Origin of the sequence: Bacillus sp. Bvel1 (assembly GCF_014872755.1) — a bacterium.
GTDB lineage: Bacteria > Bacillota > Bacilli > Bacillales > Bacillaceae > Bacillus > Bacillus velezensis.
Genome location: NZ_JAAOBZ010000006.1, coordinates 1,019,572 through 1,035,323 on the forward strand (window position 1 = coordinate 1,019,572; position 15,752 = coordinate 1,035,323).

Here is a 15,752-nt window from a genome sequence, read left to right on the forward strand (position 1 = left end):
TGCTGTTTAAGATAATAAAAGCGGACATCGTTGCTGATGTCCGCCTAAAGCTTAACTAATTGGGTTCTGTTCCCCAAATCAGTTTTCCTTGATGATATAATGTAATTTTTTTCGTTGTTTTAAACGTATTTGATTGAAAAAAGGAATAATCGCCGCTTTGTGCATAATTACTCCAGTCATCATTGTGAAGACGAAGCTGAATATTCCCTGTGCTTGCTCCCGGTGACAGCGTTCCTGTTTTAAAACCCAGTTCCAGATAGGTATCTGCACCTTGCTTAGGTTTATGCAGCGTCACAAATTTGTGGGGCAGATTGCCGCATCCAATCTGCGCGTAGTCACAGTCAAAGTTTTGGCCCTTGTTTTTCGCGTTATACCAGTAACGGGCAGTGACATCTTTTAAATCAACCGTCGCATTGCCGTTATTTTTTATGTGAAGCTGCGGGCGGATTTGGTTGCTGTTCACACCCCCATCCCCTGCTTTGTATTGTACAGAAATGCCGTTTTCCTGTGCGGGGTTATCTTGTGCTGGCGTTTCAGGGCGTTCTTTCGTTGAATCTTTGTTGCCGAGAATGTTTTCTCTTACGAATGTTCCTGAAGCAGTTAAATCTGTAAGCGGCCAGCCGCCTGTTTTAGATGCTCCCGGCTTTAACGCTGAGGATGATTCCTGCTTATCAGAAAGATTCCAGTTCACCCAGCTGATGTTCTTGCTGTCGAGATAATTCAGCCATTCCCGCGACTGGTCAAGGAATACACCGCCATTTCCAGACGCGTCGCTTGTTCCCCATTCCGTCACGAAAATAGGCGCTCCTTTACTGAGTGCATAGTTTGCTTTATCCCGTAAAGATTGGCCGTGTGTGCCGGCATAAAAATGAAGCGCGTACATGACGTTTGCATCTTTTAGCTGATCATCGGCTGCATCATTCACATCTTGGCTCCATGTACCGGTTCCGACAATGATGATGTTGTCTGGATCATTTTTGCGGATAACGGAAATCACTTCTTCCGCATACGGTTTAATATCACGCTTCCAGTTCACATCACCGTTTGGTTCGTTTGCAATTTCATAAATGACGTTTGGCGTGTTTCCGTAAAGACTTGACATTTCCTTAAAAAATTCTTTTGCCTTCTCTTTATGTTGGTTTGGGTTGCCGTCATTTAAGACATGCCAGTCAATGATGACATATATCCCGAGTTCTTTTGCCGCTTCAACCGCTTCTTTTACTTTATTTTTCACGGACGGATTATCAATATAACCGCCATCTGCCGTATACATCGCCGCGCGGAAAACGGTTATGCCCCAATCGTCTCTCAGCCATTTTAAGCTGTCTTTATTGACAAAATCGCCATACCATTGCAAGCCATGTGAACTGATCCCTTTCAATTGTACCGCTTTGCCGTCCCGGTTTACGAGCTGTGTTCCTTTTATGCTAAGCTGCCCATTCTTGGCTACTGGCGTTTTTGTCCCTGCTGCAGATGCCTGGGAAGCCTGCAAGCCGCCCATTGTCAATACTGTAATCAATAAACACGTAATAAAAATAGAAATTGACCGTTTCATATCTGATCTTTTCCTCCTTCGCATTATTTTGGCTCTTCACTTCTTATGAGCTCGAACTCATTGTAAAAATCTTTCTCATGATTGTCTATCAACCTAATTTCTTGTTTTTGGGAGGTTTAAAAGCCTGTCAATTTACTCTAACTCTATTGAATAAGACACACCTGACACATATAGAACAAAGAAAACTGGACTGAATCGGGACTTTACACGTTATTTTTCAATCGAATCGAAAAATTAAATGTATTTCCGACGTAGACGCTCTAAATGTAATGTGATGAGTCTCAATATGGCATTGAATCTTATGATTGCTGTAAGAAGACGAGCCCTTGCCCGTCCTTGTTAATTTAAGGTTGATGTAAGGTTCGGATTAATACGGGTTAAGGTTGGAGTTGTACAATAAGATTGTACTTCAGTGTGGGATTCAGCCAGAAGAATTCCCCCTTCAATAAATCATAGAGGTGAAAAGGTTTGAGAGAAAATAAAATTTTGTCTTCATTATGTTACTTCAGTATATTTTTTGCGCCGTTTCTGTTTCCGATTATCGTCTATTTCTTAAGCCGGGACGATGTGAAAGAACATGCGAAAAAATCTTTGTGGACGCATCTGATTCCTTATTTGATTTTTGGAATTGGCATCATCGCTTCAGGTTTACTTGGTATGAATGATATCAGACATGCCGGGCCTTTCCTGCTTGCGACTTATGCTGTTACATTCCTTGTGGCGATCTATTTTTTCATTTGGAACATTGTCAAAGGAATCAAAGTGTTTTCGGAACAATAGGAAAAAACGGTTCTGTTATTAATCAGCAGAACCGTTTTTTTTGTATAGCCATTATGATAATTGTATATCTATCGTTGTCCCTTCTCCCGCGGTGCTGTGAATGGTGATGTCCCCTCCGTGCTTTTGGATAATATCCTTTGCTATGGCCATTCCAAGACCAGAGCCTGCATGCGTCGTTCCTGTATTTGTCCCCCTGTAATAGCGATCAAACACTTTTTCCAGCTCCTCTTCTTCTATCCCTTTGCCGTTGTCCTTAATTGTCACATGAGTTCGTTCTTTTTGTTCAAGCTGTACAACGATCTTCACATCGGGATCATTGTGAACGAGGGCATTTAAAATGAGATTCGTGACCGCTCTCCGAATCAATATCGTATCAAGGTTCAGCATCAGCTTTTCCAGGTTCGTTTGAAGCTCAATGGACTTATCCGCATATCTGGAATCGTTTAAAATATCAATTAACGTTTCCCGCAGCAGCGATACAAGGTTTACCCGTTCTCTATTTAACATCACATCGTTGTTTTTCAGCCTTGTCGTTAAGTTTAAATCTTCCATCACATCTTTCATATAGAGCGATTTACTCTCAATGATCCGGGCGTAATCTCTGATCTGTTCGACTGTGAGATGATAATTCGGATCTTTGATGATTTCTGCATAGCCTTGAATAGATGCTAATGGTGTTTTAATGTCATGAGAAATATGACTGATCCACTCTTCACGCATTTGCTCTAATTTATCTTTTTCTTTTTTGCTTAAAGATAGTTGTTCCGATAAGTGATTGACATTATAGAACACATCTTTATAAATGCCTTTGGATTTCATTTTGATCGTATAATCTCCATTAGCTAACCGCTGGATTCCTTGAATGACACGGCCGAGCGGTTTTGTGAGCTGCCGGCTGAATAGATAGCCAATGAGTAACGCGATCAATGCATCTATTGATAATAATATGATGGTTCCTGTATTGAACTTCGTCACAAATTCCTTGGTATCATATGAGAGGACAAATTTTCCGAGAGAGGGATTTTTAAACCCTATAAAGTAACTGTACTCCTTGCCGTTTACTTTTTTTCCGCCGGCGTAAATGGTTGATAATAATTGTTCATCCTTATATTTATGTAAATTTACAATTTCAATAGGCGTATATTTTTTCTTCAGTCCTTTAGGTTCTCTATCATGATAAACATCCTGTCCGTTTTCATCTAATATTTGAATCCATGCATTCTGCTCTTTTAAAGCTTTTTGGCCCTCTTTGTTTACTGTGATACCCTTGTTCGATAACGTGACATATTGTCCGAATGATCTTGTGAAAGTTTCCGGTGTACTTTCTTCGTCATGTTGGGTGTTCGCCTGGAAAACGAGCCAAAACATAAAAATAATTAAATTAATGAAGACTGTAATGATGGTCACTATGATGACAGATACCATGTATCTGCCTGTTAATCGCCAATTCATCCTTACGCATCCTTTACAACAAATTTGTAGCCTAACCCTTTCACAGTGACGAGAAAGTCTGGTTTTGATGGGACAGTTTCTATTTTCTCACGGAGCCTGCGTATATGAACCATCACCGTGTTGTCAGAACCGAAAAAGTCTTCTCCCCATACAGCTTGATAGAGTGTTTCTTTACTGATCACCCGATTGGGATGCTGCAGAAAATAGGCCATAAGCATAAGTTCTTTAGGTGTTAACTCAATAGCCGCTCCATTTTTGGTGAGCTCGGCTTGTTGTTGGTTTAATTCAAATGGCCCTTTTTTTATCACGGTTCCGGTTTGAGAAGGCTGTAAGTAAGAGACCCGTCTCAGCTGCGCTTTGACCCGGTATGCGACTTCTTTAGGGCTGAAAGGTTTTGTAATGTAGTCGTCCCCGCCGATGGCAAGTCCTACAATTTTATCCGTTTCCTCCCCCTTTGCAGACAAAAAGATAATAGGAATGTGTGAAATGTCCCTTATTTGCTTGCAGATATCATAGCCTTCACCGTCTGGCAGCATGATATCCAATATCACAAGATCGGGATTTTCTTGATGAAATTGAGTCAATCCGTCACGGGCAGTTGAAGCGGTCACTACGCGATCAATGCCTTCTCTTATTAATACGGTTTTGATCAGTTCCGAAATTTCTTTTTCATCGTCTATGATTAATACTTTGCTGTGAAGCCGTGACATATATTGATCACTCCTTGAAGTCATTGTCATTATTATACCCAATGTCCGTGTATCGTTAAAAAATCAACATTCTCTCCCACAGAAAATAAGCCAATTTTCTTTTCCGAGTAAGAAAATTGGCTTAATGCAATGCTGATGCCTTTAACGCTTTACAACAAATGTTGTCACGCTTTGAGCCGGCAGATGGGCCCAAAAATGATTATCCGTTACTTTGAGATCCGTTCCAGGTTGAAGATTGCTGCTGCTGCTCGTGATCCATCTGGATACTTGCGAAGCAGATCCATTCTGCAACACGAAGTTTTGGTTGACCCCTGTGTTATTTTTATTAATGGCAACAATCACGACTTTATTGTCTCCTTTATAGGCTGACACGTAAACATTCGGTTCAGGATTTTTCGTTGCATCAATCCTTACATAGCCAGGGCGCACAAATTTTGAGAAATGAGCCATATTGTATCCGCGTTTGCTGATCGTCCCATCTTCTTTCATCGGGCCGTATGATCTGCAGATGTACCACCACACATAAGCTTGAAAATCTCCCTCTACCATTGAATGATGAATATGCTCTGAAACACCTAAAGCCTCAGGCCATCGATCCGCCGAGTTGTTATCACTGTTCGGATAGTATACTTCCGTCATCCAAAGGTCCTTCCCCGCTCCTTTTTGTTTGAAAAGAGGATAAGGAAACTGACTGACCTGAGTGCCGTACAGGTGGGTTCCGAGGATATCCATATTCCTAAGCGCCTGCGGATCGTTCAAAATGGGGTCCGATATATTTTTCAGGTATTGAAATGATTCCGGCGCAATCACACGGGCATTAATGGAACCGGCATTCTCTCTCATGAAACGCAGGATTTCTTGAGGCGTCCACCATGTCCATTCGTGAGCGTAATCAGGCTCGTTCTGCATAGAAATCGCATACAGATTCACACCATTACTCTTCATGAAATTAACGAAATCGTTAAGATGCTGTGCGTATGCGGCGTACTTATCGTATCTCAGCCGCTTAGCTGATGTGTCACCATTATGATTGAAAGTCTCAACCATATCGTTTGGCGGATTCCAAGGGGAAGCAAAAACGATTGCTCCGTGTTTGATCGCACTCTTTGCAGTCTCCACTTCCTTGTACCAATTATTTCTATTCTCATCTACATGAATTCTTAAGACCGAAAAACCTAACTGATTCTGTCCATTGCCAAAAGCGGTCTCCCGTTGAGCCGCAGTCAAGTCTCCAATCCAAGCCGGGTGATTCATTCCTCCAAAACCGCGAATCACTTGTCTTTCTGCAGATATATTAACTGTTGCATCACTTGCTGCTGAAACTTCAGTAACTCCCGGTCCTAACAGCATGACGGACAGCATTGTGAAACATACCAATAATACACAAATTGGTTTTTTTACGCTCGACATCATTTTTTCCTCTCCTTCATTTATCTTTTATAGACTTAGAAAACGTACCTTTGCTTATCTTTGTGTAAACTGCCAGTAATCAACATTAAACAAGTTTCCTGTACCAGTTCCGGTAAATACAAAGAATACGTTGTGAACACCGGATGCGCCGCTTACCGCAGTTTCTATTTCTCTCCAGGATTGCGTTCCGCCTGTGGAAGGGACATTCAAGGTTCCGACAAGCTTACCGTTTGCACTGTCTAGTCGCACTTCTATTTTTCCGCCGAGAGCGGACGCTACATTTGCTTTAAACGTCCTGGCACCGCCTGACCCGAAATCTGCATTTCCTACAGCAATCCAGTCTCCGTTATGAATGTTTGTGACATGTTGATTATTGACCGGCCCGCCGGGTGCTGAGGATGCCTCTGTCAAAATCCGTCCGTTCCAGGCAAACGTTTCCGCTTCTACCCGGTTATATGGATTCAAGTTGGATAGCTGTTTGACACCTGCAAAATTTGCCGCTACCTCTTGCAGGGAGCCATCTGGATTATGCACAAGCTTATTTATATGGGGAGAACGGTATCCTTTGCCGGCCCCGTAAAGAGCGGAGCTGACAGTTTGAGTATGATACACCACATACCACTCGTTTTTAAAATTAAAAACAGCATGGTGATTGTTTCCGCCGCCTCCGAAAAATGCTCCCGGATTTTTCAGAAAGTGCCCTCTATACGAAAAAGAATTCATAGGACTTGAGCTGGTCATATAGCCGATCTCACCTGGAGGTTTATCGGCCGGGTGCGCGCCCCCGAAATTGATACAATAGGAATAGTAATATTTTCCGTTATACTTATGCATTCCCGAATCTTCAAACATAAAAGGCGCATCAATCGTAGATGCACTTCCGGCAACACTGGTCATATCAGGCCCTAATTTCATGACTCTTGCTGTTTTAGGATTGGCCCATTGTCCCTGCGTTGGATTTGAACCGCCCGGAACGCCTCCGCCGGCATATAGGTAACCGGTACCGTCATCATCTACGAATACTGCCGGATCAAAAAGCCATACAACACCGGACATTCCTGGTGTACTTGGCGTCACCAGCGGTTTTCCGATCGGATCTGTCCACGGACCGGTCGGGCTGTCTGCGGTGAGAACCCCGATACCTCCGCCGCCGTTTGCGAAATAAAGGAAAAATTTATCCTTACCGTTGATCTTTTTCACCGCGGCTGACGGGGCCCATGATGCTCCTGCCCATTTGGCAATCCCCCGGCCGCCATTCACCCCATTGGCACCCGCTGCGGGAATCGCTCCGTGATCTGTCCAGTTCACCATATCCGCTGAAGATATGACGGATATTTTATTCAAATTGGCAAATGAATTATCCTTAATCGTGCCGTCGCTATTATATTCATAGTCATCGCTTGACATATAGATATAGACTCTTCCGTTATAGGTCAGCGCAAACGGATCCGCGCCCAGATGATGGTCGATAAGCGGATTTGAATTCCCAACATGTTTTGCAATTGGAGTGCTGGCAGCATACGCAGACTTCCCAGTGAAGCAACTCAATAATAAAGCAAGGACCCATAGGCATACGCAACATTTTTTACACATAACTTAACACTCCTCCTTTTTCTTTAAATTCGGGGAACTTTTACCATTTGAGACCAAATTGCAGTACCGGCAGTAAAAAGCAGACTCCGCAGTTAAGCAACTCAATAATAGAGCTAGTACCCATAAACATACGCTACACTTTTTTCTAATAACTTGACATCCTTCTTTTTCCTTAAAATGTATGATGATTTTTTTACCATTTGATGACAACCAGTCATGGAGAACGGCTCTGGAGTAAGCCTTGCGAACACAGGAGTATGACTCTCGCCTTTTTAATAAAAAACGCCGCTGAGTGCCAGGCCAGCGGCGTTTTACACTTGATCACTTACATTTTGTCAAACTTCGTGTCGCCAGCAAACGATCCTATTGACAGTTGTTCTTCAAGAACAAGTCCGTGATGATGCCGTTCTTCAATCCGTTTAATAATAGATCGAATTGCATCCGTATTTTCTTCGATATTGTGAGGTTCAAAGATCGTCACGTGATCTCCTTTTAATTTGTACTCAAGATAATGCTGTGCTGTTGATTGTGTCCAGCCCCTATCATCGGTTACATCGCCGCATAGCAAATGATGGATGTTGGCGTTAACGGCGCCGGAATTGATCAGTTCATTGTGATACGCAAGATAGCCTCTGATTTTATCCTTAATCGAAGGAATGGTTAATATTTCTCTGTAGTAGTCCGGAATAATGTCCATATTCAGATGGACGATCTCTTGGATTTCCTCTTCCGATAAATGAGTTACCGAATCGGTGATTTTAGAATCCAGCATAATCACATCAGATACGGTGCGCCCCCGCTTTTCTAAGGCTTTGGCAACCTCAAAAGCCAAATTCGATCCGGAAGAGTAACCAAGCAGAACAAAAGGCCCTTGTTCTTGAATGCTTATCATGCTCTCTGCATACCGGTCAACGATCTCTTTCCCATGAGACGGCTCTTCTAAGAAATCAGCGGCATAGATGGTGCTGACGCCGTCAAGTCTTTTCGCCATTTCATTATAAACGAGTCCATACCCGATTAAAGGCGGGAAACAGAACACAGGGATTGAATCTTCCTGATTCAGCTTGACGAATACGTTATCCGTCTCGGATTCGAAAACGGCCGCTTGAATGGCGCGTGCCATTGTTTCGATGGTAGGAAAATCGTATACGGCTTGATAATGCATGTTGATTCCCATACTGGCGTTAATTTGATGAATGAGCTGCAATACTTTAAGTGAATGGCCGCCAACGTCAAAGAAGTGATCTTTAATCCCGGGGTCAGGCAGAGCTAAAATATCCTTCCATATATCGGCCAGCTGCTTTTCAATTAACGTTCCTGGCGCTGCGTATTCGGTTCCGGTAAGCCTATTTCCCTCAGGAGCCGGCAACGCTTTTCGATCGATTTTTCCATTAGCGGTTATCGGCATCTTCTCTACTTGTACAAAATAAGCCGGAATCATATACGTGGGCAGATTGTTCAGCAAATGACGCTTCAGCTGCGCCGTATTTAATGACTCGTCTCCTGACAAGTAAGCGCACAGCTGTTTTGAGCCCTCTTTTTCAATCGCGATGACGACCGCTTCTTTGACAGCATCGAGTTGTAGTAAAGATGCTTCGATCTCGCCGAGTTCTATCCGGTAGCCTCGGATTTTCACTTGATGATCAATTCTTCCCAAATACTCGATATTGCCGTCAGGCAGCCATCTTGCCAAGTCGCCTGTACGGTACATCAGCTTCCCTGCTTCATATGGGTGAGCTGCAAACTTCTCAGCCGTCAGCTCCGGGCGGTTCAAATAGCCCCGTGCGAGCCCGTCTCCGGCGATACACAGCTCTCCTGCCACACCGAGCGGTTGAAAATATTCCGATTCGGGGTGTACGATATACAATTGAATGTTGGAAATCGGTTTACCTATCGGAACTGAGTTAAGCGTTTCTCCCGCTTCGCATTCAAAATACGATACATCGATCGTCGCTTCGGTCGGCCCGTATAAATTGATGATTTGAGCCTCACCCGCCGGTGTGATCAAGCGATGAAACCCGGCAACGTGCACAGGCGTCAAAGCCTCGCCGCTTGCAAATACATATTTTAATGACGCCAGCTTTCTCTTTAATTCCTCTTCGGATTTCTGCTCCATGGACTCAAGAAAAGCATGCAGCATCGCAGGCACAAAATGCATAACGGTGACATTTTTCTGCGCAATCGTATCTAAGATGACGTCAGGGTTCTTTTCTCCTCCGTTTGGAAGCAATACTGCTTTAGAACCAGTCATCGACCACCAGAACAATTCCCACACCGATACATCAAAGGTGATTGGGGTTTTTTGCAGAATGACATCCTGCTTATCCAGCGGGTAATGTTTCTGCATCCAAACGAGACGGTTGATTACGGATCGGTGTTCCACCATAACCCCTTTCGGTCGGCCTGTTGATCCCGAAGTATAGATAACATAAGCTAAGTGATTCGGTCCGGCCGTCTGTTTCAAGTTTGAACCATCTTCCCAAGAGAATCGCGGATCTTCCAGGTCAAGCACTTTTCCCGTAAAAGGCACGCTTTTCCTCAAGTGACTCTGTACTAACAACAGCTTCGTATCCGAATCCTCCAATATATAGTGAATCCGTTCTTCCGGATAGCTCGGATCGATCGGCACATACGCGCCGCCGGCTTTTAAGATTCCGAAGAGTCCTACGATCATTTCCAAGGAACGTTCGGCCATAATCCCGACCGGCTGATCCGGCTGCACGCCTTCTGATTGCAATGTCCGGGCAAGTTGATTGGCTCTTTCATTCAGTTCCCGGTATGTCAGCTGGCTTTCCCCGTATACGACAGCCGTTTGATCAGGCGTACGCTGTGCTTGTTCCTCAAACAATTTATGAAGCGTCTTTTCCTTTGGATAATCTGCTTCCGTATCATTAAATGCCTCTATAAGGAGCGAACGTTCATCCCCCGTAAGTATATCCAAGTCTTGGACGCGAATCGCCTGACTGTTCACCATCTGCTTAATGATTTGCATAAAATGCTCTTCCATCCGCTTGACACTTGCATGATCATAGACGTTGCTATTGTATACAAAATGAATGTCGATTTCTCCCGCGGGCATGACAATGAAATTGAAATCGTAATGGGTATGCTCTTCCATATGGAAATTGATAATGTCCAGTGCGTCACGATTCGGTTTCATATGCTCCATTTGTTTCTCGACCGGATAATTTTCAAATACCATGATATGACTGATCAGCTGCTGCTTTTGTTCAGTTTGAGCCTGAATTTCATATAACGGAAATGTATCATACCCTTGAGAAGCCAATGCCTGCTCCTGGCTCATTTTCAACACTTGTTCCACAGTCATTCCAGGCTGAGCGGTAATACGGACGGGAATGGTGTTGATAAATAAGCCGACCATGGACTCGATACCCGGAATTTCTGCCGGGCGGCCGGATACAACCGACCCGAAAACGACATCCTGACTGTTGTTGTACCTTTGCAGCAATAGTCCCCACGCACTTTGAATGAACGTATTCACGGTGACGTGATGCTTGCTTGCAGTCTGTCTGATTTCTTCTGACAGCTGTTTTCCGAGCCGGCATGCAAGCCTTTGTTTTTGATATCCCTTGGCTTGGTTTGAGACAGGTTCTTTCAGTAAAACAGTTTGTCCTTCATAACCGTCCAAATATTTTTGCCAATAGGCTGAAGCGTGCTTATGATCCTGGTCTTCCAGCCATTCGATATATCGGCTGTACGGGGTGACGACTTCCCGCTCCGCTTTTCTTCTATCAAGAATCGCATAATAGGTTTCAAATACTTCATTCGTAATAAGAGGCAGACACCAGCCATCCATTAAAATATGATGGAAGCTCCATATCAATCGGACTTGGTCATCCTCTGTACGAAGGATTGATACGCGCATTAATGCATCTTGGGTAAGGTCGAATCCTCTTGCCTTATCTTTTTGTACAAAGCCGGCAATGAACTCGTTTCGTTGTTTATTCTTCATGCTTCGAATATCTTCAACAGTTATTTCGATCGGTTTTTTTCGGAATACGATCTGCAAAGGCTGATCTTTCCATTCCGTATAAAAATGAGTCCGGAGAATCTCATGTCTTTCCGCCAGCTGCGACAAACTCATTGTAAATGCCTCGATATCCAAGTCGCCTTTGAGATCAAAAACGGCTTGTTCAAAGTAAGCTCTGGAAGCCGAATCGATTAAACTATGGAACAGCATACCTTTCTGCATGGGAGTTAAAGGATATATATTTTCAATCTCGCCGATATGCTGTGTTTGCTGAACAAATTGATCTAATTCCTCGATTCTTATGTCCTTCAGTGAGATATCGCTTGGCGTCAGGTGAATGTCTTCTTGAGCTGCGCAATGTTCGATGACTTCTTTTAGGCTGTTCTTTAAGAGAGCTGCACATGTTTCCATCGTTTCTCTTCGATATTGTTTACCGCTGTAACTGATGGCCAATGACAGCCGGCCGTCTGAGATCATGCCGTTAATGTCAAGCGTATAGGCAATGGGATGTCTGTCGCTTGCAATTTTCCCTCCGGAGTAAGGAGATACTTCGATTCCTCCATTTTCGAAATCTTGATCAAATTGTCCGAGGTAATTGAAGCTGATTTCCGGATGTCCGGTCCATTCTGATGCCTTCGGATGATCGGACGAATATTTCATCAGGCCATATCCTATTCCTTTTTGGGGAATCTGACGCAGCTGTTCTTTCACCGTCCTAATCCGCTGGGAGATGTCCCGGTCTGCCTGGATTTGAAAAGAAACCGGGTATTGGGTTGTGAACCAGCCCACTGTACGTGAAATATCAACGTCTTGAAAAATAGATTCCCTGCCGTGTCCTTCCAGATGAACATGAATTTCTTCATGCCCCGTCCAGCGATGAACAGCCATTCCGAGTCCGGTCAGCAATAAATCATTAATGTCAGTCGTATAGGCCCGGTTCGATTTTTTTAATAAATGCTCGGTTTCTTCCTCTGTCCATTGGACGATGATCGTTTCCCGGTCTTCGGCCAGACCGGTCTCCTGCTCATTATCCTTTGGCAATTTGTGTTGCGAGATATGTTTCTGCTCAAGCCAATATTGATTTTCTGCTTCAAATTCCGGAGTTTCTGCATAATGTTTCAATCGTTCAGCCCATAACAGATAGGAATCCGTCTTCTTAGGGAGCGTGAGCGCTTCTCCGTTTTGGAGCTGCTCATAAGCTGACGTTATATCCTCAAGTAAAATCCTCCACGATACGCCATCTACAACCAGATGATGAATCGCAATCAGCAAATGATCGCCATCCTGACATTGAAACAATCCCAGTTTCATGAGCGGTCCATCGGCTAAATGGATGGATTGCTGAATGTCATTTGCTATCGTTTCTATCGTTTCGGCAGGGTTGTTTTCTTCGAGTAAAGAGAACACGTCGAGGCTGAATAATTCTCCTTCACTGATCCCGCGGGTTCTGGCTTCGTATTCATGATCTCCCTGAACATAGACCATGCGCAAAGCATCGTGATGCTCGGCAATCTTCTTCATGACTTTCTGAAGCTTCGATTCGTCCAAACCCCCTTTAAAATAAAGCATGACAGATTGATTATAATGATGCGGATCAGGGTATTGCCGGGCGAAAAACCAATGCTGAATCGGCGTCAATAAGGTACGGCCTTTGATCTCCCCTTGTTCTGCGATTCGGGTAATGGGCTCAATAAAAGGAGCAAGCCCGGAGATCGTCGGGTGTTTGAACAAGTGTTTGATGTCAAGCTTATACCCGGCTTGATATAAGCTTGAGGTCACCTGAATCGACTTAATCGAATCTCCTCCCAGCTCAAAGAAATGATCATCGATTCCGACCTGTTCTGCGCCTAATACCGATTCCCACACCCCGGCCAGTATTTTTTCCAGTTTTGTCCGCGGAGCTGTATAAGGATTTCCAGTGAGATTTCCCGTTGGAGCAGGCAGAGCCTGACGATCTATTTTTCCGTTGGAAGTAAGCGGCATCGCTGCCAGCTGTACAAAATAAGCAGGGATCATATAGGACGGAAGTTGCCGGGACAGGCGCTCCCGAATTTCGCCTGCGGTTAAAGAATGCTGTGCGGTATAATAGGCGCACAAGGATGTTTCCCCGTTGGTTTCTTGTGCCGTAACGAGAGCTTCTTGAATCGGCGGTATTTGGAAAAATGCGGATTCGACTTCCCCGATTTCAATGCGGTAACCGCGGATTTTCACCTGGTGGTCGATCCGGCCTAAATATTCAATATTTCCATCCGGGAGCCGCCTTGCTAAATCTCCCGTCCGGTACATTTTCACCTCTGGCACAAAGGGGTGCTGCAAAAATCTTTCTGCTGTTAATTCCGCTCTGTTCAAGTATCCTCTGGCGATGCCGTCCCCGCTGATATAGATTTCTCCCGGAACGCCGGCCGGCACCGGCTTCATGCTCTTATCCAGCACGAAAATGTTCATGTTGTCCGCGGCGGTTCCGATCGGCACTGATTCCCGTCTGTCGTTTTGCGGATCAAAGGAATAAATCATACAGCCGACGACTGTCTCTGTAGGCCCGTATTCGTTAAAAATTTCGATTTTTCTGCCGAATTTCCCGCTGATGCTACGGGCGAGCCGCGTGCTTAAATTGTCACCGCCGACAATGAATTTCCGAATGGTGCACTCAGCAGGGATATTCATCTCTTTCAATAACTGCAAGTGCGCCGGGGTCAGCTTGATAATATCCGTCCTTGAATCCTGAATAATGCAATCAAGCAAGGCAGCACTGTTTTCTCCTCCGTAGACAATAATGGAATTTCCTGTAATGAGCGGAGTGAAAACAGACGTTATCGTCAGATCAAAAGCGATGGACGAATATAGGGGAAAGTTGGTTTTTTCCCCTTTGACATAGACCCGGCGGGCCCACCAAATATAATTGGTTAAGCCCTGATGCTCAATTGCCACTCCTTTAGGCTTGCCTGTGGAGCCTGACGTATAAATGACATAAGCCAAATCCTTCGTACTGCTGATCGGTTCCAGGTAAGAGCCGTCTTCGTGGTAAGAGCTTTCCTGATCGAGGAAAACCATTGTGCCCGCAAGTTCCAACTGTTTTTGAAGATGGCTCTGCGTCAGGATGATATCAGCTTGGGAGTCTTCTACTATATACTGTATGCGATGCTTCGGATAATCCGGATCAATTGGCACATAGGCCCCTCCCGCTTTTAAAACGGCCAGTATTCCCACGACCAGTTCGATCTCATGCTCGCAAATAATTGCAGTGAGCCGGTCCGTCTTTACCCCCTTTTTCCTTAACGTTCGGGCTAATTGATTGGCACGTTCATTGAGCTGACGATATGTGAATTGCTTTTCTCCGTAAATAACGGCTGCTTGATCCGGTGTTCGTTTCATCTGTTCTTCGAATAACTGATAAACCGTCTTATCCCGCGGATATTCAGTTTTCGCAGTTTGAATGTCAACGAGAAGTGTATGTGTCTCCGATTCTGGCAAAATATCCACTTGGCCGAGGGGGAGGTCAGGCTGAAATAATATGACAGAAAATAGCCGGTTTAAATGTCCGAGCACCTGCATCATATACTGACGGTCATAGACTTGTTCATTAAAACATAATTTTAGGTCAATCAAGTCTTCACCCATAGCAAACTGAAATAAAGCATCTGCAGCAGCCGTTTCTATGAAACCATCAGAATGAATTTGCTCTAGTGAAACAACTGTATGGATGATCGGCAAATGATTTGCATTGTAGTTCAGCCTCAGCTGTCCGGCCATTTTATCAAAGGGAACGTCCTGATATAAGATCGCTTCGTCCAGCGTATGTTTCAATTCATGGAAAATTGATTTAAACGTACTGCCGGAATTGATATGCTGTTTGATTAACATGAGCTGGTCTGAACGAAGATCTTCATCAGTTTCGTCTTCAAAGGCTGGAACCCCTGTAATCACTCCCTCATCCCCCGTGTATTTGTATAAAAGGGATTCAATTCCGACCAGGAGAACCAGATAGACGGCCATTGGCGTTTGGTTCGTCATGGTCAGGATGCGCCGTGATACCTCCGCACTCAATGAACTGTGAATACAGTCAGATCCGCTTGTTATATCACGCTTTACTGTTGAGTCGGACACTTGAAACGAAGGGAATGCACCGGGACGGTCTTCCGTGTGAAACATTCGGCCCCAGAACAACTCCTGTTGTTTGAATTCTGACATTCATATCCCTCCAGTTGGTTTCATTCCTGTTTTCAGGCAGCTGGCGGCAGCCGCGGCATTCATGCCGGGACAG

General features: G+C 44.4%; 7 protein-coding genes. 1 reads left to right on the plus strand and 6 read right to left on the minus strand.

Features of this window, described 5'->3' with window-relative positions; translation table 11 throughout:
• Positions 1–55 precede the first annotated feature (55 nt).
• Positions 56–1,555 (minus strand): cellulase family glycosylhydrolase, encoded by a 1,500-nt coding sequence (locus tag HAP68_RS08840; RefSeq protein WP_024085371.1) that lies wholly within the window; start codon positions 1,553–1,555, stop codon positions 56–58.
• A gap of 468 nt (positions 1,556–2,023) precedes the next feature.
• Between HAP68_RS08840 and HAP68_RS08845 the strand changes: the two genes are divergently transcribed.
• Positions 2,024–2,335: a magnetosome magnetite crystal formation protein family gene (locus HAP68_RS08845; RefSeq protein ID WP_014305088.1), complete on the plus strand. Its 312-nt coding sequence runs from the start codon at positions 2,024–2,026 to the stop codon at positions 2,333–2,335.
• A gap of 51 nt (positions 2,336–2,386) precedes the next feature.
• Here HAP68_RS08845 and HAP68_RS08850 read toward each other — a convergent pair whose 3' ends face one another.
• The 5 genes from HAP68_RS08850 to HAP68_RS08870 all read right to left on the minus strand — a co-directional run bounded on the left by HAP68_RS08850 (position 2,387) and on the right by HAP68_RS08870 (position 15,679).
• Entirely contained in the window at positions 2,387–3,787 is a 1,401-nt protein-coding gene (locus tag HAP68_RS08850; RefSeq protein ID WP_024085372.1) for a sensor histidine kinase, read from the minus strand.
• Between the two features lie 2 nt (positions 3,788–3,789).
• Positions 3,790–4,497 (minus strand): response regulator transcription factor, encoded by a 708-nt coding sequence (locus HAP68_RS08855; protein WP_024085373.1) that lies wholly within the window; start codon positions 4,495–4,497, stop codon positions 3,790–3,792.
• A gap of 141 nt (positions 4,498–4,638) precedes the next feature.
• The gene (xynC, locus tag HAP68_RS08860; RefSeq protein ID WP_184123314.1) at positions 4,639–5,910 is read right to left on the minus strand and encodes a glucuronoarabinoxylan endo-1,4-beta-xylanase XynC; all 1,272 of its coding nucleotides are present in this window, start codon (positions 5,908–5,910) and stop codon (positions 4,639–4,641) included.
• Positions 5,911–5,961: 51 nt separating this feature from the next.
• Positions 5,962–7,500: a glycoside hydrolase family 43 protein gene (locus tag HAP68_RS08865; RefSeq protein ID WP_003153930.1), complete on the minus strand. Its 1,539-nt coding sequence runs from the start codon at positions 7,498–7,500 to the stop codon at positions 5,962–5,964.
• A 325-nt stretch (positions 7,501–7,825) separates the two neighbouring features.
• A complete protein-coding gene (locus tag HAP68_RS08870) occupies positions 7,826–15,679 on the minus strand; it encodes a non-ribosomal peptide synthetase (RefSeq protein WP_024085375.1) in 7,854 nt (2,617 codons plus the stop codon).
• Positions 15,680–15,752 lie beyond the last annotated feature (73 nt).